26 protein-coding genes are annotated in these 24,437 nt (G+C 38.3%); 13 read left to right on the top strand and 13 right to left on the bottom strand.

The genetic code is table 11. The features are described from left to right. Positions 1 to 43 precede the first annotated feature (43 nt). The 6 genes from H561_RS0110720 (at position 44) to trpS (ending at position 3,536) form a co-directional block, all read left to right on the top strand. Positions 44 to 424 (top strand): TraR/DksA family transcriptional regulator, encoded by a 381-nt coding sequence (locus H561_RS0110720; RefSeq protein WP_027387001.1) that lies wholly within the window; start codon positions 44 to 46, stop codon positions 422 to 424. 83 nt (positions 425 to 507) lie between these two features. After that, positions 508 to 753 carry a DUF6576 domain-containing protein gene (locus H561_RS0110715; protein ID WP_027387000.1) on the top strand — a complete coding sequence of 82 codons (246 nt, stop codon included), beginning with the start codon at positions 508 to 510 and terminating at the stop codon, positions 751 to 753. A gap of 19 nt (positions 754 to 772) precedes the next feature. Beyond that, positions 773 to 961, top strand: a complete 189-nt coding sequence (locus H561_RS0110710; RefSeq protein WP_027386999.1) for a DUF2683 family protein — start codon at positions 773 to 775, stop codon at positions 959 to 961. Between the two features lie 50 nt (positions 962 to 1,011). After that, on the top strand, positions 1,012 to 1,650 hold the full coding sequence (locus tag H561_RS0110705; protein ID WP_027386998.1) for a lipoprotein signal peptidase: 639 nt from the start codon (positions 1,012 to 1,014) through the stop codon (positions 1,648 to 1,650). Between the two features lie 12 nt (positions 1,651 to 1,662). Further along, positions 1,663 to 2,307: a SanA/YdcF family protein gene (locus tag H561_RS0110700; RefSeq protein ID WP_027386997.1), complete on the top strand. Its 645-nt coding sequence runs from the start codon at positions 1,663 to 1,665 to the stop codon at positions 2,305 to 2,307. A 260-nt stretch (positions 2,308 to 2,567) separates the two neighbouring features. Further along, positions 2,568 to 3,536, top strand: coding sequence for a tryptophan--tRNA ligase (gene trpS / locus H561_RS0110695; protein ID WP_027386996.1), 969 nt, complete (start codon positions 2,568 to 2,570; stop codon positions 3,534 to 3,536). Positions 3,537 to 3,604: 68 nt separating this feature from the next. Here trpS and H561_RS0110690 read toward each other — a convergent pair whose 3' ends face one another. The 5 genes from H561_RS0110690 to H561_RS0110665 all read right to left on the bottom strand — a co-directional run bounded on the left by H561_RS0110690 (position 3,605) and on the right by H561_RS0110665 (position 8,337). Continuing rightward, complete coding sequence (locus H561_RS0110690) at positions 3,605 to 4,300, bottom strand: YjjG family noncanonical pyrimidine nucleotidase (protein WP_027386995.1); 696 nt, start codon at positions 4,298 to 4,300, stop codon at positions 3,605 to 3,607. A 204-nt stretch (positions 4,301 to 4,504) separates the two neighbouring features. Next, positions 4,505 to 5,095, bottom strand: coding sequence for an RNA polymerase sigma factor (locus H561_RS0110680; protein ID WP_027386994.1), 591 nt, complete (start codon positions 5,093 to 5,095; stop codon positions 4,505 to 4,507). 198 nt (positions 5,096 to 5,293) lie between these two features. Continuing rightward, positions 5,294 to 5,785, bottom strand: a complete 492-nt coding sequence (locus H561_RS0110675) for a hypothetical protein (protein ID WP_027386993.1) — start codon at positions 5,783 to 5,785, stop codon at positions 5,294 to 5,296. A gap of 88 nt (positions 5,786 to 5,873) precedes the next feature. After that, a complete protein-coding gene (gene metK / locus H561_RS0110670; RefSeq protein ID WP_027386992.1) occupies positions 5,874 to 7,154 on the bottom strand; it encodes a methionine adenosyltransferase in 1,281 nt (426 codons plus the stop codon). Between the two features lie 232 nt (positions 7,155 to 7,386). Then, on the bottom strand, positions 7,387 to 8,337 hold the full coding sequence (locus H561_RS0110665) for a LysR substrate-binding domain-containing protein (protein WP_027386991.1): 951 nt from the start codon (positions 8,335 to 8,337) through the stop codon (positions 7,387 to 7,389). Between the two features lie 131 nt (positions 8,338 to 8,468). Between H561_RS0110665 and H561_RS0110660 the strand changes: the two genes are divergently transcribed. The 5 genes from H561_RS0110660 to H561_RS0110640 all read left to right on the top strand — a co-directional run bounded on the left by H561_RS0110660 (position 8,469) and on the right by H561_RS0110640 (position 12,736). After that, complete coding sequence (locus H561_RS0110660) at positions 8,469 to 9,956, top strand: catalase (protein ID WP_027386990.1); 1,488 nt, start codon at positions 8,469 to 8,471, stop codon at positions 9,954 to 9,956. A 106-nt stretch (positions 9,957 to 10,062) separates the two neighbouring features. Beyond that, positions 10,063 to 10,830: an enoyl-CoA hydratase-related protein gene (locus H561_RS0110655; protein ID WP_027386989.1), complete on the top strand. Its 768-nt coding sequence runs from the start codon at positions 10,063 to 10,065 to the stop codon at positions 10,828 to 10,830. A 44-nt stretch (positions 10,831 to 10,874) separates the two neighbouring features. Next, positions 10,875 to 11,297, top strand: a complete 423-nt coding sequence (locus tag H561_RS0110650; RefSeq protein ID WP_027386988.1) for a deoxycytidylate deaminase — start codon at positions 10,875 to 10,877, stop codon at positions 11,295 to 11,297. A 10-nt stretch (positions 11,298 to 11,307) separates the two neighbouring features. Continuing rightward, positions 11,308 to 12,246, top strand: coding sequence for a site-specific tyrosine recombinase XerD (xerD, locus tag H561_RS0110645; RefSeq protein WP_027386987.1), 939 nt, complete (start codon positions 11,308 to 11,310; stop codon positions 12,244 to 12,246). Continuing rightward, on the top strand, positions 12,221 to 12,736 hold the full coding sequence (locus tag H561_RS0110640; protein WP_027386986.1) for an NUDIX hydrolase: 516 nt from the start codon (positions 12,221 to 12,223) through the stop codon (positions 12,734 to 12,736). The genes xerD and H561_RS0110640 overlap by 26 nt, the downstream gene beginning before the upstream one ends. A 74-nt stretch (positions 12,737 to 12,810) precedes the next feature. On the opposite strand, the gene H561_RS0110635 is transcribed toward H561_RS0110640, so the two are convergent. From H561_RS0110635 to H561_RS0110625, 3 genes are read right to left on the bottom strand one after another with little or no spacing between them, the layout of a single operon-like run. Next, positions 12,811 to 13,269, bottom strand: a complete 459-nt coding sequence (locus H561_RS0110635) for a heme-binding domain-containing protein (protein ID WP_027386985.1) — start codon at positions 13,267 to 13,269, stop codon at positions 12,811 to 12,813. Positions 13,270 to 13,274: 5 nt separating this feature from the next. Beyond that, positions 13,275 to 15,020: an Ig-like domain-containing protein gene (locus H561_RS0110630; protein ID WP_027386984.1), complete on the bottom strand. Its 1,746-nt coding sequence runs from the start codon at positions 15,018 to 15,020 to the stop codon at positions 13,275 to 13,277. Positions 15,021 to 15,045: 25 nt separating this feature from the next. Next, positions 15,046 to 16,308: a serine hydrolase domain-containing protein gene (locus tag H561_RS0110625; RefSeq protein ID WP_027386983.1), complete on the bottom strand. Its 1,263-nt coding sequence runs from the start codon at positions 16,306 to 16,308 to the stop codon at positions 15,046 to 15,048. A gap of 341 nt (positions 16,309 to 16,649) precedes the next feature. Between H561_RS0110625 and H561_RS23300 the strand changes: the two genes are divergently transcribed. Further along, on the top strand, positions 16,650 to 18,068 hold the full coding sequence (locus H561_RS23300; protein WP_051349357.1) for a BspA family leucine-rich repeat surface protein: 1,419 nt from the start codon (positions 16,650 to 16,652) through the stop codon (positions 18,066 to 18,068). Between the two features lie 292 nt (positions 18,069 to 18,360). Here H561_RS23300 and H561_RS0110615 read toward each other — a convergent pair whose 3' ends face one another. Beyond that, positions 18,361 to 19,293 (bottom strand): 2-hydroxyacid dehydrogenase, encoded by a 933-nt coding sequence (locus H561_RS0110615; protein WP_027386982.1) that lies wholly within the window; start codon positions 19,291 to 19,293, stop codon positions 18,361 to 18,363. A 92-nt stretch (positions 19,294 to 19,385) separates the two neighbouring features. Here H561_RS0110615 and H561_RS0110610 point away from each other — a divergent pair, with 92 nt between their 5' ends. After that, the gene (locus H561_RS0110610) at positions 19,386 to 19,742 is read left to right on the top strand and encodes a DUF1648 domain-containing protein (RefSeq protein WP_027386981.1); all 357 of its coding nucleotides are present in this window, start codon (positions 19,386 to 19,388) and stop codon (positions 19,740 to 19,742) included. Here H561_RS0110610 and H561_RS0110605 read toward each other — a convergent pair. The 4 genes from H561_RS0110605 to H561_RS0110590 form a co-directional block, all read right to left on the bottom strand. Next, a complete protein-coding gene (locus H561_RS0110605; protein ID WP_027386980.1) occupies positions 19,735 to 20,256 on the bottom strand; it encodes an acyl-CoA thioesterase in 522 nt (173 codons plus the stop codon). The two genes, H561_RS0110610 and H561_RS0110605, sit on opposite strands and share 8 nt — an antisense overlap. Next, complete coding sequence (locus H561_RS0110600) at positions 20,253 to 21,008, bottom strand: hypothetical protein (RefSeq protein ID WP_027386979.1); 756 nt, start codon at positions 21,006 to 21,008, stop codon at positions 20,253 to 20,255. Before H561_RS0110600 ends, H561_RS0110605 begins: the two co-directional genes overlap by 4 nt. Before the next feature lie 189 nt (positions 21,009 to 21,197). Next, positions 21,198 to 23,303: a TonB-dependent receptor gene (locus H561_RS0110595; RefSeq protein ID WP_027386978.1), complete on the bottom strand. Its 2,106-nt coding sequence runs from the start codon at positions 23,301 to 23,303 to the stop codon at positions 21,198 to 21,200. A 306-nt stretch (positions 23,304 to 23,609) separates the two neighbouring features. After that, entirely contained in the window at positions 23,610 to 24,380 is a 771-nt protein-coding gene (locus tag H561_RS0110590) for a WG repeat-containing protein (protein WP_034761961.1), read from the bottom strand. Positions 24,381 to 24,437 lie beyond the last annotated feature (57 nt).

The following is a 24,437-nucleotide window of genomic DNA, read 5'->3' as shown; positions in this document are numbered from 1 at the left end:
TTAACGCCCCATTTCATAATTTTATTAAAAAATAGAAACGAATATGTCAGACGAAAGAGTAAGATACAACGACACTGATTTACAGGAATTTAAGGCTATTATTAAAGAAAAAATAGAAAAAGCGGAAAATGATCTGAAACTGATCAGAGAAAGTTTCATCAATGACCAGAATAACGGAACTGATGATACCTCTCCTACCTTTAAAGCATTTGAAGAAGGAGCCGAAACGTTGAGCAAAGAGCAGAATTCTATTTTAGCAGGAAGACAGGAGAAATTTGTACGTGATCTGAAAAATGCTTTAATAAGAATTGAAAATAAAACATACGGTGTCTGCAGAGTAACCGGTAAGCTGATTCCTAAAGAAAGATTACTGGCTGTCCCTCATGCCACACTGAGCATTGAAGCGAAAAACATGCAGAAATAACCTTTAGGTTACTTACAATAGATTGGGTTTATATCGTATTTTTTCATGGAATACTTTATAAACCTGATTTTTAATATATACCCATGATCGAATTTTTGGTTTTAGCGGTTATTATTGTTGCAGTACTGGCATTTTTTAACAGGGAACAGCTGAAAAACAGATTCTTCCCGGATAAAAAGAAAAATTATACCCTGGATGACCGGTTTAATGAGAATAAACGGGAACGGGAAAAAGAAATTGACAAGCTCCTCAGCAAAATGGGCAAAAACGGAATACATGATTTGTCTTCAAAAGACCGCAAAAGGCTTGATGAACTGTCTAAACAATAAAAACTTAAAGTAAAATACAATGGAATCAATAATAGTCCACACCAAAAATGCAATGGAATTGAATGCTTTGAAAAGTGTTTTAAAAGACATGAACATTGAGTTCGAGAAATTCCATACCAAGATGCATCATAACAACAAGACGATTAAGAAAGTGATCGATAAGAAAAACGAAAAAATAGGGAAACCTTATAAACCAAAAGGACTGTAATAAAGTCGCATGGCGGTTTCATATGACCATTAAATAATCCAGCTATTCTTATGAAAAAGATATTATTTGTAACCTTTCTTATCTTATTGATTGATCAGGCTTCAAAAATTTACATCAAAACCCATTTCAGCCTTGGAGAAAGCGTGTCTGTTTTACCTGGCTTCAGGTTTACCTTTGTAGAAAATCCGGGGATGGCTTACGGCCTTCATTTCGGCGGGGTTATCGGAAAGTATTTTCTGGTAATCGTCAGGATTTTCCTGATCGGGGGAATGGTTTATTTATTTAAGAAATGGCTTGAAAAGGGCGAATCCAATTATCTGCTGATCCCTATGGCAATGATCTTTGCAGGAGCCATCGGCAACCTGATTGACGGAATGTTTTACGGACTGATTTTCGACAGCGGAACTGTTTACGATTCGAGTATTGACCGGTGGATTGACTATGCCGGAATTTCAAAATTGACCTCTTTCGGGCAGGGTTATTCTACTTTTATGAGAGGCTGCGTGGTTGATATGTTTCATTTCCCATTGGTAGACTGGAACGTTCCTGAAAGCTGGCCTTTAATAGGAGGAAAACACATCGAATTTTTCAAATATATTTTTAATGTAGCAGATTCTGCCATTACTGTTGGAGCCGTATTACTGCTGGCTTTCAGAAAAAAGGCTTTTCCGAACGGACTGGAATTTTAGAATATAGGCAAGATGAAAAAATTCATTAAAAAAATTCTTACCTTTTTCCTGCTTCTTTTTGTAGCAGGAATTATTTTTATCGCCTGGGCCAATTACAGCATAAAGAAAGACAGCGAAGATTTTATGTCTGATCAGACCGCTGCTGTTTCTGAAACGAAAACGGCTCTGTTGCTGGGAACAAGCAAAACCCTGACTAACGGCCAGCCCAATGCCTATTTTGACAACAGGATCCGGGCAACATGGGATCTGTATAAAAGCGGCAAAATACACTACATTATCGTCAGTGGCGACAACAGCAGAAAAGATTACAACGAGCCTGAAGATATGCAGCAGGCCCTGATCAGAAAAGGCATTCCTGAAGACCGAATTTTTATGGATTTTGCCGGGTTCAGGACACTGGATTCCGTGGTAAGGGCTAAAGAAATTTTCGGCCAGCAGAATATTATTATTATTTCGCAGAAGTTTCATAACGAAAGGGCTGTATTTTTAGCCCGGCAAAATGGTATGGATGCTTTTGGGTTTAATGCAGAGGATGTGAATAAATATGCCGGTTTTAAAACCAATATACGGGAATATCTGGCTAAATCAAAAGCTTATCTTAATCTTCTTCTGGGAGTTGAACCAAAATTCGGAGGTAAAAAGATTTTGATCCCTTAGTCATCTCTTTTTCGCTGACCCAACAGACTACATTGATATTTAATGTGGCTTTTTAATTTAATAAGGAGTCCTGTCAAGAGATTAAATAAAGCTTAGTACAGCAAATTTCTTTAATTATGCTAACGAGAATTGTAAATTTAATAATCAGATATTTACGGTTGAATCCAAAATAAAATACAAACCTCTGTACAAATCATCGGAATCTGCAGGGGAAATTCATAAATTTGAAGTTCATTAATTTTTTAAAATAAATTTAAACAATGTCAAGAATTCTTACCGGCATTCAAGCCACCGGAACACCACACCTCGGAAACTTGTTGGGTGCAATTATTCCTGCGATAGAATTATCAAAACAGGAAGGAAACGAATCATTTTTATTTATCGCAAATCTTCATTCTTTAACCCAGATTAAAGACGCGAAAGAACTGAAACAGAATACGTATGAAATTGCTGCGGCTTGGCTTGCCTGTGGCTTAGATACTGAAAAAACATTTTTTTACAGACAGGGTGACATTCCTGAAACCTGTGAACTTTCTTGGCATTTATCCTGTTTTTTTCCGTATCAGAGACTAACTTTAGCCCATTCATTCAAAGATAAGGCTGACCGGCTTCAGGATGTCAATGCGGGGCTGTTTACCTACCCGATCCTTATGGCTGCAGATATTTTACTGTATGATGCCGAAATTGTTCCCGTGGGGAAAGACCAGCTTCAGCACCTGGAAATTGCACGTGATGTGGCTTCCAGATTCAATAACCAGATGGGGGAAGTTTTTGTTCTGCCCCAGTCTGAGCTTCAGGAGGACACCAAATATGTTCCGGGAACTGACGGCCATAAAATGTCGAAATCCAGGGGAAACATCATCAATATCTTCCTGCCTGAAAAAGAGCTGAAAAAACAGGTCATGAGCATTGAAACGGATTCCAAGTCTCTGGAAGATCCTAAAGATCCGGAAACGGATAAAATATTTGCGATCTATCAATTGATTGCAACGCCGGAACAGACCGAAGAACTGCGCAGTAAATATTTAGCCGGAAATTTCGGGTACGGCCATGCGAAAAAAGAACTTCTGGATCTGATTCTTGTAAGGTTTAAAAAGGAAAGAGAATTATTCTCATATTACATGAACAACCTGGATGAACTGGAAGCAAAACTCCGGGAAGGAGCTGCAAAAACAAGGGTCATCGCTACGGAAACGATCAAGAGAGTGAGGGAAAGTCTGGGAATTTAGTTTTTATTGACCAGCCTTTGTAACTAAATAATTTCGGTGGTCTCGTTAACACGAGACCGCCGAAACTTTTATAAATATTCTTTAATCTGTAAAAGATGTTTAATCATCTTCAGCCCTTCCTGTTGTGGATTTTCATTAAAAACATCAAAGAAAATCACATCCATTCCGAAGTTCTGGGCACCTGTTACATCTGCGATCCAATCATCGCCGATTAAAATACTGTTTTCTTTTTCTGCATCAGAAAGTCCGAGGGAATATTCAAAAATAGCAGGATTGGGTTTTCGTACTCCGACAGCGTCTGCGCTGGTAATCGTCTGGAAATAATGGTCTATTCCGGATAAGATGCACTTCCTTTCAGTTACTTCCTTAAAGCCGTTGGAAATAATATGCAAAGTATAATTCTTAGATTTTAAATACCCTAAAATATATTCCGCTCCTTCTACCAGCTCATTGTGATTAAGGATTTTATCTAAAAAATGTTCTTCAAAATACATCGCTAAACTTTCATCATCTATCTTAAAATGTCTGAAAGTATCATAAAAGCGGTGCTTTCTCAGGTATTCTTTATCAATAATTCCATCCCTTATATCTTCCCAGAGCTTCTCATTGATTTCATGATAGACGGAATGGAATTCCTCAAAATCAATATGATAGCGCAAATCAATCTCTTCTTTCCGGAAAAGATCTTTAATGGTCAGATAAGCGTTTCTGCGGTGATCCCAGAGCGTATTGTCAAGATCAAAAAAAATGTGCTGAATTTTCATACAGCACAAAATTAATACTTTTAATTTTTGGAAATCGGATAATTCTTACTCTTGGCCGTTATGACCTCAAGGTTCTTTGAAAAATTGAGTAAAAACTCAATGGTTTGTTTCTTAGGTTTCAAAGTAGTTACTTTTAAGGAATCATTTTTTCTCATAGGCGAGTATATGTTTTTCCTTAAAACGGGAATTTTCCGAAATTATTATCTACCGTGTCAGGACAATATGATTTTCGTCCATGATTTTTCTCAGGTTAATCAAAGCATAGCGTACCCGGCCCAGTGTGGTATTGATACTCATATTGGTGTGGTCTGCTATTTCTTTAAAACTCAATCCGTCAAAAAATCTCAGCTGGATTACTTCCTGCTGGTTTTTAGGAAGATACTGCAGCATTTTCAACAGATCGTCCTGGATCTGATTGGTTACTAGCTGATCTTCAATATTCTCCGAAGGTTCTTTCAGCAGATCAAAAATAGAATATTCATCGGTTTCAAAAGTAGTTTCCGAAACTTTAATATTTTTTGATTTTGACCTGTAATGGTCGATAATAAGATTATAAGCGATTCTTTTGGTCCAAAGGATAAATTTTCCTTCTTCATTATAGCGTCCTTCTTTCAGCATAACGATAATTTTCATGAATGTATCCTGAAAAACATCATTGGCTAAATCTTCATCATTAATTTTGTAAAAAATGAATGTAAAAAGTTCTCTCTGATGGCGATGGATAAGGGTTGACAACGCCTCCTCGTCTCCTTTCTGGTAAAGGGAAATTAATAAACTATCCGATTTTGATTTCATAACTTCTTCTCAATAAAAATATTTTCGCTGACAATCAGTTTTCAGATATATTATCTGACATCAGCTGTAAATACAAAACAATTCTTCAGAGTAAAGTATAATCAATAGGCGGATACAATTTTCTATGGTGTAAATATAATAAAAATTTAATAACTGTTAACCAATTATTAAATTTTTAAGAGAAAAACTTAATGAAAATCAGTTAAACATGTCATGAATGAAGGCAGTGGGAACATTTAGTGTAAAATTAATATTCAGCCCTTTCAGTTCTTTACCGTTAATACCGCTGTTCCCTACCGGAAAAGCATATCCTCCGGTTAAATCCAGAAGGCCGAAAAGCGTCACGCCTACTTTTGGAGCAATATATTTATTGGTAGCTTCCGCGCCCATCAGGAAATAATAAGAATGATAAAAATCTACATTTTTTTGGAAATTCAATAAAACATCGGCTGAGACTTTAGGCATGATGGCAAATTTGGAATTCGCCGAACCCATCAGCGCCGAACCTCCTATCCGATAAATGACATTATCATTATTCAGGAAAAGTAATTTTCCACCCACATCACCAAAGCTCTGGTTCTGGTAGGTATAGCCTACGCTTATCATTTTGTGCATGGTTAACTGGGCCTTGGTAAAAGTTCCGAGAAAAAATAAGGTAAGGACTGTCAGGGCAAATCTTGCGTTCTTCATCTTCTATTTATTATGTATCTATGTAAAATTAAAAAAAACTGCCTTACCGGAAAGATAAAGCAGTTATTATTTATTGTGATGAGAGAAATTAAATTCCGAAAGCGGCTTTAATTTCATCTACTTTATCCAGTTTCTCCCATGTGAAAAACTCAAGGCCTTTCAATGTAAGCTCTTTTTTCTGACCTCTGTTGAAGGTTTTATCCGCTGTATAGCTTTCTCTTCCCATATGTCCATAAGAAGCTGTTTCCTGATAGATCGGGTTTCTCAGTTTAAGATTCTGCTCAATGGCATACGGTCTTAAATCAAAAATGGCAGAAACTTTCTTGGCAATTTCCCCGTCATGAAGATCTACTTTTGAAGTTCCGTAGGTATTAATATACAAACCGCAGGGCTCAGCCACTCCGATGGCATAGGAAACCTGTACCAATACTTCATCAGCTACTCCCGCAGCCACTAAATTTTTAGCGATATGCCTTGTAGCATACGCGGCACTACGGTCTACTTTTGAAGGGTCTTTTCCGGAAAATGCACCGCCACCGTGAGCTCCTTTACCGCCGTAGGTATCTACAATGATCTTTCTTCCTGTAAGGCCTGTATCACCGTGAGGGCCTCCGATAACGAATTTACCGGTCGGATTGATATGATAGGTGATCTGATCGTTGAATAATCCTTTAATTTCCTCACTTTGCTTAGCAGCGACTCTCGGAATCAGGATATTTTTAATGTCTTCACGGATCTTGTTCAGCATTTCTTCTTCCATACCGAAATCATCATGCTGTGTAGAAACTACGATCGAATCGATTCTTACCGGCTTATGGTCATCAGAATATTCGATGGTCACCTGACTTTTCGCATCAGGACGAAGGTAGGTAATCTCTGAATTTTCTCTTCTGATGGCAGAAAGTTCTTTAAGAATAGTATGGGCCAGGTCTAACGCAAGTGGCATATAGTTGGCTGTTTCATTGGTGGCATACCCGAACATCATTCCCTGGTCGCCGGCACCCTGAGCATTTGCTTTCGCTTCAAAAGATTCATCTGTTACCGCTCTGTCAACACCCTGATTGATGTCCGGAGACTGCTCGTGGATGGCAGAAATAACACCGCATGAATCACCGTTGAACATATACTCTCCTTTTGTATATCCGATTCCGTTGATGACTTCTCTCGCAATCATCTGAACGTCCAGATACGCATTAGATTTCACCTCACCGGCCAACACCACCTGCCCTGTTGTAACAAGCGTTTCACATGCTACTTTCGAAGATTGGTCATATGCTAAAAAATGATCGATTAATGCATCGGAAATCTGATCGGCAATTTTATCCGGATGTCCTTCTGAAACGGATTCAGACGTAAATAAATAAGACATATTATTCTATTTGTTTTAGATTAGAATTCACGAAGAAAGTAAGAATATATTGCCGGAAGGTCTAAAAAGAAATACTGTTTTAGCATTTTTTTATAGAGGTTGCAATCAGGTCAAATTTCCTCGTTCGTAAACAGAGGCAAATTTAAGTACTATTTTTTTAATACTCAAATTTTTGCCTGCTAATTATATTTTTCTTCAGATTAAGGGTTTATCAGCCTGTATCCGGAAATGACTATTGTGGTTTTATGCTTACGAATTCTTTCGGATTTTCATTATAGTTTAGTTTTTTCTCTAGTGAAGTCCTGATGGAATGGGCTAATTCATCAATAATTTTCTGTTTAAAAGTCGGCTTATAATAAATAATGCTGATTTCTCTGTACGGAAAAGGTTTTTTGAATCTGAAAACATTTTTCTTTTGTGTCTCAGAAAGCTGGCTCAATGCAAGTTCAGGGAGAATACTGATCCCGCCTACTTTATCGACCATATGGACCAATGTCTGAATATTAGAAGCTAAAAAGTCGAGATTTTTCGGCTTCAGCGTATTTTCTTTCAGGTGGCAGATATTTTCAAACTGGTTTCTCAGACAGTTCCCTTCTTCAAGAAGCCATACTTTTTCTACATTTAGGTCTTCAGGAACCACATAAGAATTCTTCTTGTTGGCCTCCGTATCCGAACTGTAGATCATCAGCTCTTCATTAAATAAGAAGTCCTGATAGAATTCGTCAGCAGAATCATAAGGTGTAGAAATAATCCCGGCATCCAGTTCGCCTGCCTTTAAAGCCCTGATAATATTATCCGTCGTCATTTCCTTTACATTCATCTGGATTTTAGGATTATCTTCCAGGAATTTGAAAATTTCAGTCGGTAAGATGAAAGAGGAAACCGTAGGAATAATCCCGATATTAATGGTGCCCCCTAAAATATTATTTAAAAGATTGGCTTTATTCCTCAATTCATTGACCGCCTCTATAATGACCTTTGCCTGATCGATAATCTGAAGCCCGACATCGGTAGTACGGATCGGATGGGTTGTCCTGTCAAACACCTTTACATCCAGTTCATCCTCAAACTTCTGTATCATTGCACTTAATGTAGGCTGGGTAATGAAGCAGGCCTGAGCAGCTTTACCAAAATGTTTATACTTATCTACAGCGATAAGATATTCCAATTGCTGAATGTTCATTTGATTAATATTATCTATTACAAAGATATGATGTTTTTGCTTTCAGCAATTAAAATTTCAGGTAAATTTGACAATTGTTACCTTTACATTATCAAATATAATTAACCCATCATTGATACAGTCATAAGCCTATGGATTCTAAAAAATTAACACTAAGTAACGGGGCGCCTTACTTCGAACATCAGGATTCTCAGACCGTTGGCCCCAGAGGCCCTGTCCTGCTGCAGGATTTTATTTTACAGGAAAATCTAGCCCACTTTGTAAGAGAAAGGATCCCCGAGAGAGTGGTTCATGCCCACGGAAGCGGGGCTTATGGAACATTTACCGTAACTCACGATATCAGCCAGTATACCAAAGCCAAAATATTTTCAAAAGTCGGCAATTCCTGCAGAATGTTCGCCCGTTTTTCCACAGTGGGCGGAGAGAAAGGAAGTGCAGATACCGCAAGGGATCCGAGAGGTTTTGCCCTGAAATTTTATACCGAAGACGGGAACTGGGACCTGGTAGGAAACAATACGCCGGTTTTCTTTATTAAAGATGCCAAAAAATTCCCCGACTTTATCCATACCCAAAAAAGAGTGCCGAAGACCAATCTGAAAAGCGCGGCAATGATGTGGGATTTCTGGAGCCTGAACCCCGAATCCCTTCATCAGGTCCTTATTTTGATGTCAGACAGAGGGACGCCTTACGGCTACAGGCATATGCATGGCTTCGGATCCCATACGTTTTCAATGATCAATGACCAAAATGAAAGGGTCTGGGTAAAATTCCATTTTAAAACAAAACAGGGAGTTAAGAACTTTACTGATGAAGAAGCCACGAAAATGGCAGGCGAGAACCCGGATTTTGCACAGGAAGACCTTTGCAATGCTATTGAAGAAGGAAATTTCCCCAAATGGACGATGTACATCCAGGTAATGACAGAAGAGCAGGCAAGGGATTTCAGATGGAACCCTTTTGATATTACAAAAGTATGGTTCCAGGGAGATTTCCCGTTAATTGAAGTAGGAGAAATGGAACTGAATGAAGTCCCTGTCAATTATTTTGCCCATGTAGAGCAATCCATTTTTTCACCCAGCAACCTGGTCAACGGGATCAGTTTCTCCCCGGACAAGATGCTGCAGGGAAGATTATTCTCCTATCCCGATGCGCACAGATACAGAGTCGGCGTAAATGCCCACCTTCTGGAAGTTAACCGATGTCCTTTTGCCGTCAATAATTATCAGAGGGACGGTTTTATGGCAGATTCAAGCCATTATCAGGACAAGCCGAATTATCACCCGAACAGTTTTGATGATATTAAACCGGATCCTTCCTATAAAAATTTCGAATATGAACTGGACAGTGCCCATGTCGCCAGCTACAACAGAAATGAAAATGACGACGACCATTATACTCAGCCCGGCCTGCTGTATTCCAAGGCAATGGATCCTGAACAGAGACAGCATCTTGTCGATAATATCGTAGGAAGCTTAAACAAAATTACGGGCCCTAAAAAAGATGAGATCATCAACCGGCAGCTTTGCCATTTCTTCAGAGCCAACATTGAGCTTGGCATGAAAGTGGCTACCCAGCTCAATGTAGTCATCGATGCCAATATGATGAATCATTCAAAATAATTACATCTAATTATAAATTCAGTTAAAAAGGAAAAAAGGTCAGTATTTTTTCCTTTTTTTTGTAAAAAATTTATAATTTGCACCGAATATTATTTCAAAGTGGAAAATGAGTTACCAAAATATATTATTAAATAAGGAAGATAATACCGCAATCATCACCATAAACCGTCCTGAAAGCCTAAATGCGTTAAATGCCCAAACCATTAAAGAACTGAGTTCAGTTTTTGACGAATTAAATCTTGACCTGTCCTGCAGGGCAATTATACTGACCGGAAGCGGAGAAAAATCTTTCGTTGCGGGAGCAGACATTAAAGAATTCAGTGATTTCGCACAGGAAAAGGCAGAGGAACTTGCCAGAAACGGCCAGAACAGTTTATTTAATAAGATAGAAAACATGACCAAGCCTGTGATTGCAGCCATGAACGGCTTTGCATTAGGGGGCGGTCTTGAGCTCGCTATGGCCTGCCATATCAGATATGCATCGGAAAATGCCCGACTGGGGCTGCCGGAAGTAACTTTGGGATTAATTCCGGGTTATGGAGGAACCCAGAGGCTTCCCAAGCTTATAGGAAAAGGGATGGCCAATGAAATGATCTTCTCTGCCAAAATGATTCCGGCTGCGAAAGCAAAAGAAATCGGGCTGGTGAATGAGGTTTATCCTATTGAAGAATTAATAATCAAAACAAAGGAATTGGCCAGCGTCATTGCCCGTAATTCACCTATGGCAATTTCAAAAGCGATTCACGCTGTTAACCTGTCGGATACAGACCAGGGTTTTGAAACCGAAATCAGAAGTTTCGGAGAACTCTTTGATCTGGCCGATAAAAAAGAAGGCGTCTCTGCATTTTTAGAGAAAAGAAAGCCTAACTTTTAATTTTACCTTAATACAAATTATTTCGAAAAAACCAATGCTGCTGTATGAATAAGTTTGATAAGGCTTATCTTAAGATGGCCCAGGAATGGGCAAAACTTTCCTACTGTAAACGAAAGCAGGTAGGGGCTCTTATCGTAAAAGATAGGATGATTATTTCAGATGGTTATAATGGTACTCCTTCAGGGTTTGAAAACTGCTGTGAAGACAATGAAGGCAAAACACACTGGTATGTCCTGCATGCAGAAGCAAATGCTATTTTAAAACTGGCCGCTTCCACACAATCTGCAAAAGATGCCACCCTGTATTTAACACTCTCACCATGCAAAGAATGCAGTAAGCTCATTCTTCAGGCAGGGATTGCCAGACTTGTATACATCAATGAATATTCGGATGATGACGGGATATCATTTTTAAGAAACCATAATATTGAAATAGAGCAGATTTCGGATTGTGAACTAAAAAAATAACACAGCAACCATGACATGGGATGAAAAAATTAAGGATTTTGAAATCTTTCTTCGCTTCGAAAGAAATTTTTCAGAAAACACACTTGACGCCTACATTAGGGACATCAGAAAATTAAAGGAATACGCAGAAGAAGATCTGGAAAACATGGGCCCTGACACCATCGGATACGAAAATCTGCAGGAATACATTTTCAATCTTTCCAAACAAAAGTTCAGTGAACGGTCTCAGGCCAGATGGATCTCTTCCATCAAAGCATTTTTCAGATACCTGATGGAAGATGAGTTCCGTGAAGACAATCCAGCTGCCTTGCTGGAGGGGCCCAAACTCGGACTCTATCTTCCTGATACTTTAAGCCTTCCAGACATCAATAAAATCATCAATGCTATTGAGATGAATACCGATCTCGGGAGAAGAAACCACTGTATTATTGAGGTGCTGTATGGCTGCGGCCTCCGGGTTTCGGAACTTATTGAGCTTAAAATTTCAAACATTAATTTTAAAGAACATTATATTAAAGTGTCCGGAAAAGGAGACAAAACCCGTTTTGTCCCTTTGGCAGGTTATACCGCAGAACTGATACAGCGATACATCAACGATACCCGCTCCAAAGGTAAAGTGAATAAAAAACATGAAGACACACTTTTCCTCAACAGCCGGGGAACCTCCATGTCCAGGGTTATCGTATTTTTAATTATAAAGGAATTAACGGACAAAGCAGGCGTAAGCAAGAAAATATCCCCTCATACATTCAGGCATTCTTTTGCGACGCATTTGCTTCAGAACGGCGCAGACCTACGGTACATCCAGGAAATGCTGGGCCATTCCAGCATTACCACCACTGAAATTTATACCCATCTGAAGACCGAGGAACTCCGGGATGTAATTTTGAGCTATCATCCGAGAAATATTAATATATCACTCAATGAAAATACTGGAATACTGCCCTAATTGCGGCGAAAAATCCTTACACTGGGACGGCGAAAAGAAATGGAGCTGTCCCATTTGTAATTTCAACCTGTACAACAATGTTGCCGGGGCCGTAGCCGTGGTGATCAGGCATGATGACGAAGTTTATCTTACCAGAAGGGTAAGAGACCCGAAAAAAGGAAAACTTGATCTTGCAGGCGGATTTGTAGATCCTAAGGAAAGCGCTGAAGAAGCCTGTAAAAGGGAACTTTTTGAAGAACTGCAACTGACCGTTGATATTTCAAGGCTGCGGTACCTCACAAGCCTTCCGAATGTATATCAGTATAAAGAGATTGATTATCATACCATTGATCTTTTTTACGAATATCATGTTCCGGAAAAATTTGAAGTCAATCTTGAAGCCTCTGAAATTTCAGAAGCCGTCTGGATTCCTTTGAAAGACCTAAATCTTGAAGACCTTGCTTTTGATTCCCAGAAAAGATTTTTCGAAGCTTATCTGAAGGATATTTAACCACTAGACGATCATTACTGACTCTATTAAAAACACCGGTTGCTATAACCGGTGTTTTATTTTTTTATTTCAGGTTAATACAATTTGGATTTTAAAAGCCCTTCAAAATATTGTATTAACAGGGTTCTTTCAGCATCAGAAAGATTCGCTTCTTTATGATACACAATATATCCCGGCATCGGCATGGTTCTGTTCTTCAGCGTCTGAACCGCTTTATCCATCATGCTTTCTTTAAGCTCCTGGTTATAGGTTTTCCAGACAGAGAAGTTCATATGCTCCCGGCCTTCATTGACATGGCTTTTTATCGACCAGGACACCGGCGCAACATAGGCGTATTCCGGGTAAACGGTTTCATTGGAATGGCAGTCATAGCATGCTCCCCTGATTAACTGTGCAATTTTATCAGGTGTTTTGTTAACATCGATAAAATTTACCTTGTGATCCACAGGCTTGTTCACTTTGTCTGTAGAAATAAACTGTATCAGCCCAAAACCCAGCAGAGTCCAGAAAAGTATTTTTTTAAACGTTTTCATCTATTTTACCTGGTAGGCGTCAGCAAGGTATTATTGCTCTTTACATCCAGTTCTTTCGCATCTTTGGGCGGAGTATTGGCATCTGTTTTCGGCACACTTAATTTTGACGTATCCAGTACCCTCGTATCTTTCAGATCCCATTCTTCATTGCTGTCCCAAAGCGGCCTTACGATAATGACCTTATAATAAATATAGGAATCTTCTGCAAAAACGTCATTCCGGAAATCGGCTTCATCCCAGTATTTATTTTCATTATTGTCAGCCAGGACTTTCACAATATATTCACCGGGCCTGAGAATGTCAAACTTCACTTCGCTACCTTTTGTATATTTCTGATACAAAATCTTATCTGAACTGTCTACCAGCTGAATCCAATAGCTTGAAACAGGCGCATTCTGCAGTTTGAATGTCACACTTCCGTAATTTTCAACTTTATCCGCTTCAAAATCAAAACGCTTGGACTGATAATTTTTAGCATAGAAAGACGACACAGTTTCTTTCGGAACTGTCAGCTGGTATTTTTTACCCGGAACAAAATCGGCTTTCATTAAAATTTGATATGGATTGGTTTCTGAAATTCTCGCAGTGAAAGGTACTGTATTCAAAGTATCACCGGTCATTTTGAGGATCCATTTATCAGTATTGATTTTATCAAGATAATAATTTGAAACAAGTTTAAAATCCTGTTTCGGGGCAAGCATTCCGCCTCCGTTATCGCTGGCAAGATCCATTGCGTTTTTCGTATTGTACTTATAGAACAACGATGCATTGTACAGGCTGTCTTTCTTCCCGATTCCTGCATTATATCCGAATTTAAGGTTTTCAGTTGCCGTCTGCCCTACGTCACTTTTTACTGCATCAAACCAGATCCTTACCGTATCGGATTTCGGGACGTGCGTAACTTTATACTCTTTAATTTTTTCATTTAATGGTTGAACTTTAACATCTTCCGGTTTTCCTTCAAATGTCATCAGCACCCCACCCGGACTTTCTTTCATTTCCAGGTATTTCACCGGTTTCCTGGAAGGATATAATTTTAAATTCAATCCGGACACTGATTTTTCCACCACTACCGGATCTTTCTGGAAGCCTACTTTTTCTTTACCGGGATCATATATTGAATTTCCGTTTTCATCTTCAAAGGCGATAATCTTATATGGCCCTGGAGACAGGTAATTCAGCTCATAATATCCGTCATCATCCACCTTGGTCATATAGTAAGGTTTCTGTTTGTAATCGATGGTATCTTTTGCCCGGTATAATCCGACCACAAATTTATTTTCACCGGCTTTTTTAATGGATAGAGCATCTTTCACCTCTCCGCTAATATAAAGATCATCCAGCTTTTCACCTGTAGAAAAGGCAAAGTTGAAATAGCGTAAAATATTTGTCTCGTTATTGTCTGCAATAGAATTTCCAAAATTAAAGTTATATGTTGTATTTGCCTGCAGGGTATCAGTCCACTGAATCAGGATAAATTTATTGGCAATATTGGCAGGAATAATCCGTTTGATATTATTGATCGGGGGAGAAATATTCAGGTTTTTATTGATGTCCTTTAAGGTGATGTATTCATCAAAGTCTAGACGCAGTTCTTTGATGTCCCTCGGAACATTAATCCTTGTGGTATCGATATTGGAGCCTAAAAATTTAGGAGCCAGCGTATCTTTCGAACCCCCTACTGGCGACCCGACTCTTGCGCAGGACTGCAAAAGGAAACCGATAACGAATAATAAAAGAAATCTTTTCATGAATAGGTTTACGCAAAAATAAACATTATTCTCCATAAACTTCACTATGTCCTTTCAATGTATCTTTGCCGTCGCTCATCACGCTGTGCAGCTTGTCTATCTGAGGAGGAAAATCTTCGAACAGACCGGATAGGGCAAGTGCCGAATACACCTTATTGGAGTATTTATTTCCGATGGCCACAATCGTGACTTTTGATTTTAATAAATGGGCAAAAACAGAGTTGGTTCCATGCCACCAGCCGTTATGGTAGGTCAGCTTTTCACCGTTATCAAAAATTTTCATTCTGAAACCCAAGCCGTAATTATTCATGCCGGCTTTTTCATTACTGTACGGCATGAAGACCATCTGCATAAATTCGGGTTTTAAAAAATCTTTGGAAAACATGGCTTTTGAGAAGTTATACAAATCTCTCGGCGTAGTATACACATTTTTATCTCCGTAAATCAGATCCAGTTTGTCCAGAGGATATAATTTATTCCCTCCGTAATAAAATGACTGGGAAGCGGTAGGAATATCTTTTTCCTGAAAAATAAACGTATGGTCCATTTTCAGAGGATCGAAAACCATCTCTTTCATCGCCTGTGGAAAGGGCATCATGGTTACTTTTTCAATCAGTAAAGCCAGCATGGCAAAGTTGGTATTGCAATACATAAAACCAGTGTCGGTATCTCTTGCCAGTTCAGGCTTATATTTAATGATCATGTGCAATACATCCTCATTGGTGATAAATGGCTTAGAAAGTTCTACCGGAGCCGGCTGAATCTTCGGAATAAAATATTCATATTTCGGAAGGCCACTTCTCTGGTCCAGTAAGGTATGTACGGTAACATTCGGGTATGGAAAACCCGGGAAATATTGTGTTAAATGATCTGACAGCTTAATTTTCCCCGCTTCCACCAGTTTCATCATGGCCATTGCCGTCAATGTTTTGGAAACGGAAGCCACATGGAGCGGTGTATTTTTATCAATCGGTTTCTGATGGTCTTCTCTGGCGAAACCTCTGTAGTTTTCATACAGGATATCGTCTCCTTTGGCCACCAGGATGCTGCCGCTCAGATCACTTCCTTCCCAAACTTTTTTGTAATACTGATCAATATAACGGACCAATGATGCTTTATCCGGAATCTGACTGTCATCTTTGGTAAATACTTTACTTAAATCTACATTCCCGTAATTCGGAAGGTTGGTTGTATGTTCTGCAACGGTATTTCTATTTTCAGATTTTTTTTTACAGGAAAAAAAGAATAAAAAAGCAGTGATCAGCAATAAAAAATAGCGATTATTCATGAGTACAAAAATGAGCGGCAATTTAATGAAACTCAAAATAAATACTAAGTCCTGGAAGTAAATTATGAATTATTTAACACTATTAAAAGCAATTTTTTTAAGAATCTAGACTTACATTAAGCAAGGTACTTGATATTGAACAACATCTTAACAACTAAGATCAGATACATATTTTTTTAAAATTTTAAAGCCTAATAAAAAACATAATTTTTGAGTAAAGCATATCTGAAAAACCCACAGAGAAGCAACAATGCGGAGCTTGGCGATTATTTGCTTTTTTTTTTTACTTAATATCTTATTCTTAGGAAATATGTATTTTTGCACCCAATAAAAATAAAAAAATGTTAAAAAAAATTTACTTTTTCGCTTTCTGCTTTTTAACCATTACTGTTATAAAGGCACAAGCTCCACTTGTACTTAAATTTTTTGTGAGTGATGCGAGCAATCCAAAAATAAGATTAAACACTCAGGGTGCCTACAGCTACTCGTATGTAAAGAGTAATAATTCTGCTATTACCGGTAATGGAACTACAATCACAGATTTAACGGAAATAAGCGTTCCCTCAATAGGAACATATACCATTTCTATTATACCTACTGGCATTTTCAGGCTTAAGTCTGGAACTGATGCTGATAAAGTTGTTGAACTAACACAATGGGGCCAAATTACCTGGGATAATAATTTATCAGGAATGTTTTCAGGATATGCCAATATTCAAATTACAGCAACGGATATTCCTGATTTTTCAGGAGTTACTAACCTCAGCTCTTTTTTTTCAGGTTGCACAAACTTATCAATTGTAAACAATATTAATAACTGGAATGTGAGCAATGTAACTAATATGAGCAGTTTATTTTTAAATGCGAAGGCTTTTAATAAACCAATTGGCAATTGGAATACATCAAACGTTACAAACATGAGTGAGATGTTTTATTATGCTGATGTATTCAATCAGGATATTGCCAATTGGAATGTTTCAAATGTAACCAACATGAGTTTCATGTTTAATCGCGCTAAGGCATTCAACCAGAATATTAATAATTGGAATGTTTCAAATGTTCAGAATATGTCAGCGATGTTCGAAGCCTCTCAGTCTTTTAATCAACCATTAAACAACTGGAATACTTCAAATGTCACCAACATGTCTCAGATGTTCTCTTATCCTAGTTTTAATCAAGATATCTCGTCATGGGACGTTTCAAATGTTACAAATATGTCTTATATGTTTTGGTCTAATAGTAATTTCAACAAAAATTTAGGCAATTGGACACTTTCGCCAATAGTAAATTTGACAGAAATTTTTGGTTCTAGCGGCTTAGATTGTGGAAATTATGGTGCAACCTTAAAAGGATGGGCTGAAAACCCTGATTCGCCACTTGGTCGACTTGTCGGAGCAGTCGGAAGGACTTATGGTAACGGAGGCCAGATATTCCGAAATCAATTAATTAATAATAAAGGATGGACGTTTACTGGAGACAACTATTCTCCTAACTGCCCAGAACCTTTTTTATCTGTTGAAGAAATAATTTCAGGCAAAACAAAAATGACAGTATATCCCAATCCTGCCTCTGAAAAGATTTTTGTAAAATCTGAATATTCAATCAAATGGTTACAAGTTTTAGATATTTCCGGAAAAACATTGATCAAAGTTGATCAAACCAATCAGATTGACGTGCAACAACTTCCAAACGGCATATATTTCATTAAGATATCAACAGCCGATGGATCTGAGAGCATCCATAAACTCATAAAAAAATAAATAGATAAGTTTCAATATCTTAAGTCTACTCATTAATGCTACACGAACCTTTGTGTAGCATTTCTTTTACAGTAATGTTCGAAAGTCAGTAAGAAGACTTTAAAAATGCAAATCATTTATTATCAATATTAAATTTTAAATCATTCAACGTAAAAGTTCGAAGCAACCGTATTGAAAGACTTTACTTTATATTGAGAATTCATTTAAAATATTAACTCGGAGAACATCCTCATTAAAAGCTAGCTAGTTTATTTTTCATCCTTAAAATTATTTTTGGAAGTTGTAATCAATCTTATCTACAAAACCCCGCCACAATTTTATCTACAATCACCTGCGCCAGCTTTTCCTTGCTCTGATGGGTCCACCCTGCAATATGTGGCGTAACGATTGCTTTTTCAGATTCCAGGAGATATTTCAGATCTTCATTTTCCGTTTCCAGGTTTTCGAAGGATGATTTCTCATATTCCAGTACATCCAGGCAGGCCCCTTTGACTTTGCCGAAACGCATCGCTTCAACTAAGCTTTTCGTTTCAATATTTTTTCCTCTGGCTGTATTGATGAAATAAAAGTCATTCTTCATTTCAGCAATGAAAGGTCCGTCAATCAGATAGTAAGATAATTCCGTTAACGGAATGTGCAGGCTTAAAACTTCGGCCCTGTCTTTTAATTCCTCCAGAGAAACCTGTGTGGCATATTCATCAGAAAGATTCGGCAGGATATCATGAAAAATAACGGTACAGCCAAACCCTGAAAGCCTTTTTGCCGTTGCTTTACCCATGTTCCCGTAACCAATCAGCCCGACTGTTTTTCCCAAAAGCTCATCTCCCCTGTTCTCTTCGCGCAGCCAGATCCCGTTTTTCACTTCCTGTGAGGCAATGAACAGCCTGTTCATGAGAACCAGCAGCATTCCGACCACATGCTCTGCTACAGAATCACGGTTGCCTTCAGGAGAATTAATTAATTGAATTCCCAGCTTTTCAGCCACCGGAATATCAATGTTTTCCATTCCCGCTCCCACTCTTGCGATGAATTTCAGACTTTTCCCTTTCTCTAAAAAGTTTTTATCCAAAGGAATTCTGCTTCTGATAATTACGCCGTCATAATTTTCAATTTTATCATACACCTCATTATAGGAAGAGGTAAAATCTTCTTCCAGAATAAAGTTTTTTTCCAAAAGCTGTTCGGCAATAAGCGGGTGATTTTTATCTAAAAGCAAGATTTTCATAGAAGACATTATTCTTTATATTTGTTGAGGCAAAGGTAAGGGCAAAGATTTAGAAACGGCTTTCCCATGATAAAAATTTTCAGTGTAACTGTATGAAATTGTATACATTTATTTTCAGTCTGTCGGTCATATTATTATTGGCTTATGCTGTCTTTTTAGGAATTAAATTCGCATCAGTTCCGGAAATTATTCCGATTCATTATTCTTCTGAAGGTCCGGACGGATTTGGAAGTAAAATGTTTCTGTGGCTTGAAGCAGGAATCAATGCAGTTATTTTAATTTTAACCGGACTTCCATTATTCTATCCCCAGAAAATTTTTAAAAAAAACAATAATCACCTGGAACCTTCAGCAGAGACGGCAATAAAAAACCGACAAATATTTCTGTCGGTCTTATCTTTAGCGGTCACATTACTTTTATGTGGTCTCTCTTTAAAAGAGATTATTTAGGTTCCTGGAAAAGCTTCTTTAATTCCACAGATTCCAGCGGCTTCATTCTTCCGGAGAGAATCAGTGACAATTCTTTCCTTCTTAAAGCGGCGGCAAATCTTTCTTTTTCCACTTCCGTTTCAGGCTTCATATCAGGAATCGGGATAGGCCTGTTGAATTCGTCTACTGCCACAAAAGTATAAATCCCTTTATTGGTCTGAATTTTTTTATGATTGATCGGGTCATCCAGCCAGACGTCTACATAAATTTCCATGGAAGTTGAAAAGGCGCGGGAAACTTTAGATTCCATCACCACAATTCCGCCTTCCGGGATCGGATGATCAAATGAAACATGGTTGACGGATGCAGTGACTACCCTTCTCTCACAGTGTCTCGTAGCGGAAATAGATGCGCATCGGTCCATTCTTGCCAGCAATTCGCCTCCGAAAAGGTTTCTCAGCTGGTTGGTATCATTGGGAAGCACAATATTCGTCATGATGGTCAGGGATTCTGACGCTTTCTTTATTTTTGTCATTTTTTCTTAGTGTTGTTTTGGGTGGCCGGAATTCTGCCGGCTTTTTCTACGGCAGGCTTTACTGCTTTCTGTAGTGAATCCTTTTTCAGAGAATCTGTAACTGCCGGAGTGTGTACCCGTACTTTTACCGTATCTTTTTCTGTTATATGGTTTTTTGTCTGTACAGGAATACGTGTTGTATCAAAAGATTTTTTCCCGAAAAGAAGCTCCTGCCGGGTATAAGCCACATACAGGATCGCTGTAACCGGAATAATAATCAGAAAAGCCCAAAGGATTGATCTATTGAAGCGGTAATCTTTTTTAGCCTTTACAGGAACCCCAGGTTTCACGTCTTTATCGTTAATATCCGATATTTTGATTTCTTCAAGCCCATAGAAATCAGGATGGTCAGACTGCAGCCTGTTGCCTTTGAAATGAGTTTTACCGTCTTCCATAAATATAGTCCCCAATCCTTGGAGATCCAAAGTCTGCTCTGCCTGGAGTTTCTTTTTCCAAAAATCAGTCTGGATCTGGAGATCTGTTGCAGATGCTTCTACGGTCATCTGTTTCTGGCCTCCGATAAAGGCTGCGAGATCATCAGATTTCACTTCATAATCCGGTTTGTAAGCAATGGTGCTTGCCGGAGGAAGAATACTCCCATTTTCGGAATTGATAATGGCTTTGGAATTTTCAAGAGAAAAAATGCCAAAACAGGGAACGGTAACCGTCCCAAACTGTTTTAAATATTCTAAAATGTAAGCTGAGGTATTCATCTGGACGCAAATTTATGATTTTTTGATGACTTTTCGGAAGATTTGTTTTTTATGAACAAGACTTAAAACGGTTTTAATTTTCATTGATTTACATAGACAGACTGCAGCATATCCCCATAAAAAAGGCTGCCGGAGCAGCCTCAATCTAACTTTACTTTTACTATAATGATTTAAATATAGCCTAACTGATTACTGGATTTTCCAGCTGATCCCGAACATAAAATTTGTTCCCGCCTGAGAAAAATAGTAGGGAGTTCCGTCATAAACGGCTCCGTTATTGACATACTTTCTGTTGAAAAGGTTGTTAACCAACAATTTCAGAGCAATATCATTATTCTTAATTTTAAACTGATACTGCGCGTTAAAATCCATTAAAAGATAATCTTTCAGCTGAAGATTCTGATCTTCTGAATTGTCCAGGTACTGCTTTCCGACATATTGATTGATCAGGGCAAACTGGAAATTTTGATTCGGATTGAATTTTAAGCCTAAATTCGCAATTACATCCGGCGAGAATGAAATCTGCGTGTTGCCGAGATCTTTTATCCCTTTTTCATTTTCCGTTTTAAAGTCCATGTTCCTGTTGTTACTGAAACTTACATTTCCGGTCAGCTCCCATTGTTTGGAAAGCTTAGCAAGAGCGCCCAGTTCGATTCCGCTTCTGTAGCTTTTCCCTGAATTGGTCCTGATGAAAGCACCGACATTGTTCAGCTCGCCATTCAGCACCAGCTGATTAACGTAATACATGTAGTAAAGGTTAGCCGTAAACGAAACCATACCGAACTGCCTTTCAAAACCGGCCTCAAAATCATGGAGTTTTTCTGCTTTTACGGTATTGTCAGCCAGCAAATCATCCCTGTTGGGCTCGCGCTGTGCATGGGCATAAGAAATGAAAACCTTTCCTTTCGGGATCCTGTAATTGATTCCGGCTTTTGGATTGAAGAACAGCCAGTTTTTATTCAGATCAGCCCCTTCGCCGTCTCCGGACTGTATAATTCTGGTGTCGTAATCGATATTTCTCAACTGTAAATCTCCGAAGAACTCAAAACGGTCAACCTTTAATAAAGCCTTGGCAAAACCGGCCACTTCATTTTTTACAGAACGGTTTCTGTAATATTCATGCTCATCAATCTGCGGTAAGAAAACCCCGCTTACATTTCCGAAATGCCGTCCGTAATACTGATTGGCAACCGCTCCGAAATTAACATCTACCATCCCAAGTTTTCCGTATAGTGTTGAAACAATTCCGTAAAAATCATTGTTCAGCCATTTTTTCCTGATGAAATCCGAATACTCCTCGCCTTCCATATCAGCCAGATTATATCTCACAAAAGGATCACCCTGCTTATAATTTTCGTAATATCCTTTTCCTTTTGTATAATGTACAGTCGTTTCTAAGTTCCAGCGGTCATTGAATTTCTGTTCCCAAAACAGCTGGTAATGGTTTTGTCGGTAGTTGTCCGTTTCATTATCGTAAAAACTGACAATATTTTCCCAGCTGGCATCGTAAATTGCACCGGAATAATTAAATTTCGGATCAGTTTCCCAGGTTTTTCTATCGATGCCGTTCCAGGCCTGGTATGTCTTTTCCTTTCCCCCGAAAGCCATCAGGCGGACCCTGGTATTTCCTTCTTCATATAAAGCTGTAAAATTATAGGAATGTAATTTTGAAAAAGCCCTGTCGATGTATCCGTCAGAACTGATATGGGTATACCTTCCCATCACAGACAATCTGTTGCCCCAGAATTTTCCGGAACCTATTTCTGCAGAATACTTATAGGTATTGAATGACCCGTAGCTGTCATCCGTCTTAAGGTAAAATTTTTCCTCCGGGTCTTTTGAAATGACATTGATGCTGGCACCAAATGCAGAAACCCCGTTATTGGAAGTTCCTACTCCCCTCTGAATTACAATCTGTGACGCAGAACTCGTAAGATCAGGAACATTCACAAAGAAAGTCCCCTGGCTTTCTGAATCATTGTAAGGAACACCGTTCATCATGACGTTAATCCCGCTTCCTGAAACCCCACGGATCCTGAATCCTGTATAACCGACTCCATTTCCGGCATCGGAAGTAGATATAACGGAAGTTTGATTTTTAAGGAGAATCGGCAAGTCCTGGCCTAAATTACGGCTGTCGAGATCTTTGGCAACATTGATGATTTCTTTGGCAACAGGAAGTCTTCTGGTAAAATTAACGGCTTCAATTTCCTTTATTTTAAGAGAATCGGAACTCTGCGCCTGTACAAAAGCGAATGAGCCCACAGTAAGCCCTAAAAAAAATAATCCTTTCATTCTATAAATTTTAAAATTTAATGAATAAAAGGGGCGGATTATTTATAATTGATAAGCGATAAATTATAATTGATTATCAATTGTCATTTACCAATTATATTAATGTTTCCCTAAACGGCATTACCCGTTCCAGGTTCATTGGGTTTAATCTCAGCTTATTACAGCACCCCTTTATTTCAGCCGCGAAATTACAAAATTTTTATGAGATAGAGCTATTTAAGTCCTTAAGTTCAGGCTCAGAATAATTTGTTAAATCATTATTCACAAAAATTTAGTCTTTATTTATTATGGAAATATGGCTGAGACCTAATAGGTTTTATCATGGTCATCTACATAATAGTAATTTTTCCCGTCTTTTGAAACATCAAACATCTTTCCCAGTTTCCAGCTGAAGTTGCGCTTAATATCCTCATATTCAAAAGGTATAATTATTTTGTTATTGACATCAATCACTCCGAACATATTATTTTTAGAAGCAATAATCATGGGATTGGCAACATCATCCCCTTCCAGGATATACAGGTACTCATACTGCGGATAAATCTGGAACTGTCTGTAATCCTCAGCGTTCCTGAATGTAGATTTTTCTATGATGCCATAGAAGCCATTGAGAACATACGCCTGAAAAAGCTGCTGAATGTATTCCTTATGAAAACATTTACCCAAATCCGCCTGTTTAAACTGATACACTCTTTTCCCCGCCTGATCTATTCTGTACGATATCTGATTCTTTTCTACGGTAGCATAAGCTGAAGTTCCGAATTTTCTTATTTTTTCATTGGGAGAATTGAGGAGATTACAGTCTTCATAAAAAAATACAGCAATGTGATATTCAGGCTGGATGACAAATTTGCCTTTCTGATTGACATAGCCGAAATTCCCGTTTTTCTTTTTAGGGATCAAAGCGGGCAGATCTTTATTAATAACGGGAAAGCCAATGCTCTTTGTATTCCGGGCAGATGCATTGACAATAGCCGTTTTCAATGGATTCTTAATCGGCAGTGTTTTTACTGACCCGGCCTGAGAAAAAATAAAAACGGAAACAAATATCCCTACCAACTGAACTGCTTTTTTCATATTCGTCATTTGGCTGCAAAAATACATCCAAAATAGAAATTATAAAACACATATTTA

The sequence above is a fragment of the Chryseobacterium gregarium DSM 19109 genome (assembly GCF_000430845.1).
Classification (GTDB): Bacteria; Bacteroidota; Bacteroidia; order Flavobacteriales; family Weeksellaceae; genus Chryseobacterium; species Chryseobacterium gregarium.
This window is presented reverse-complemented; position numbering and strand designations above follow the sequence as displayed.

What these genes read in the sequence shown, in the direction of transcription:
- H561_RS0110720 (WP_027387001.1), top strand. Translation starts at nt 44, where the DNA reads ATGTCAGACGAAAGAGTAAGATACAACGACACTGATTTACAGGAATTT.
- H561_RS0110715 (WP_027387000.1), top strand. Translation starts at nt 508, where the DNA reads ATGATCGAATTTTTGGTTTTAGCGGTTATTATTGTTGCAGTACTGGCA.
- H561_RS0110710 (WP_027386999.1), top strand. Translation starts at nt 773, where the DNA reads ATGGAATCAATAATAGTCCACACCAAAAATGCAATGGAATTGAATGCT.
- H561_RS0110705 (WP_027386998.1), top strand. Translation starts at nt 1,012, where the DNA reads ATGAAAAAGATATTATTTGTAACCTTTCTTATCTTATTGATTGATCAG.
- H561_RS0110700 (WP_027386997.1), top strand. Translation starts at nt 1,663, where the DNA reads ATGAAAAAATTCATTAAAAAAATTCTTACCTTTTTCCTGCTTCTTTTT.
- trpS (WP_027386996.1), top strand. Translation starts at nt 2,568, where the DNA reads ATGTCAAGAATTCTTACCGGCATTCAAGCCACCGGAACACCACACCTC.
- H561_RS0110690 (WP_027386995.1), bottom strand. Translation starts at nt 4,300, where the DNA reads ATGAAAATTCAGCACATTTTTTTTGATCTTGACAATACGCTCTGGGAT.
- H561_RS0110680 (WP_027386994.1), bottom strand. Translation starts at nt 5,095, where the DNA reads ATGAAATCAAAATCGGATAGTTTATTAATTTCCCTTTACCAGAAAGGA.
- H561_RS0110675 (WP_027386993.1), bottom strand. Translation starts at nt 5,785, where the DNA reads ATGAAGAACGCAAGATTTGCCCTGACAGTCCTTACCTTATTTTTTCTC.
- metK (WP_027386992.1), bottom strand. Translation starts at nt 7,154, where the DNA reads ATGTCTTATTTATTTACGTCTGAATCCGTTTCAGAAGGACATCCGGAT.
- H561_RS0110665 (WP_027386991.1), bottom strand. Translation starts at nt 8,337, where the DNA reads ATGAACATTCAGCAATTGGAATATCTTATCGCTGTAGATAAGTATAAA.
- H561_RS0110660 (WP_027386990.1), top strand. Translation starts at nt 8,469, where the DNA reads ATGGATTCTAAAAAATTAACACTAAGTAACGGGGCGCCTTACTTCGAA.
- H561_RS0110655 (WP_027386989.1), top strand. Translation starts at nt 10,063, where the DNA reads ATGAGTTACCAAAATATATTATTAAATAAGGAAGATAATACCGCAATC.
- H561_RS0110650 (WP_027386988.1), top strand. Translation starts at nt 10,875, where the DNA reads ATGAATAAGTTTGATAAGGCTTATCTTAAGATGGCCCAGGAATGGGCA.
- xerD (WP_027386987.1), top strand. Translation starts at nt 11,308, where the DNA reads ATGACATGGGATGAAAAAATTAAGGATTTTGAAATCTTTCTTCGCTTC.
- H561_RS0110640 (WP_027386986.1), top strand. Translation starts at nt 12,221, where the DNA reads ATGAAAATACTGGAATACTGCCCTAATTGCGGCGAAAAATCCTTACAC.
- H561_RS0110635 (WP_027386985.1), bottom strand. Translation starts at nt 13,269, where the DNA reads ATGAAAACGTTTAAAAAAATACTTTTCTGGACTCTGCTGGGTTTTGGG.
- H561_RS0110630 (WP_027386984.1), bottom strand. Translation starts at nt 15,020, where the DNA reads ATGAAAAGATTTCTTTTATTATTCGTTATCGGTTTCCTTTTGCAGTCC.
- H561_RS0110625 (WP_027386983.1), bottom strand. Translation starts at nt 16,308, where the DNA reads ATGAATAATCGCTATTTTTTATTGCTGATCACTGCTTTTTTATTCTTT.
- H561_RS23300 (WP_051349357.1), top strand. Translation starts at nt 16,650, where the DNA reads ATGTTAAAAAAAATTTACTTTTTCGCTTTCTGCTTTTTAACCATTACT.
- H561_RS0110615 (WP_027386982.1), bottom strand. Translation starts at nt 19,293, where the DNA reads ATGAAAATCTTGCTTTTAGATAAAAATCACCCGCTTATTGCCGAACAG.
- H561_RS0110610 (WP_027386981.1), top strand. Translation starts at nt 19,386, where the DNA reads ATGAAATTGTATACATTTATTTTCAGTCTGTCGGTCATATTATTATTG.
- H561_RS0110605 (WP_027386980.1), bottom strand. Translation starts at nt 20,256, where the DNA reads ATGACAAAAATAAAGAAAGCGTCAGAATCCCTGACCATCATGACGAAT.
- H561_RS0110600 (WP_027386979.1), bottom strand. Translation starts at nt 21,008, where the DNA reads ATGAATACCTCAGCTTACATTTTAGAATATTTAAAACAGTTTGGGACG.
- H561_RS0110595 (WP_027386978.1), bottom strand. Translation starts at nt 23,303, where the DNA reads ATGAAAGGATTATTTTTTTTAGGGCTTACTGTGGGCTCATTCGCTTTT.
- H561_RS0110590 (WP_034761961.1), bottom strand. Translation starts at nt 24,380, where the DNA reads ATGAAAAAAGCAGTTCAGTTGGTAGGGATATTTGTTTCCGTTTTTATT.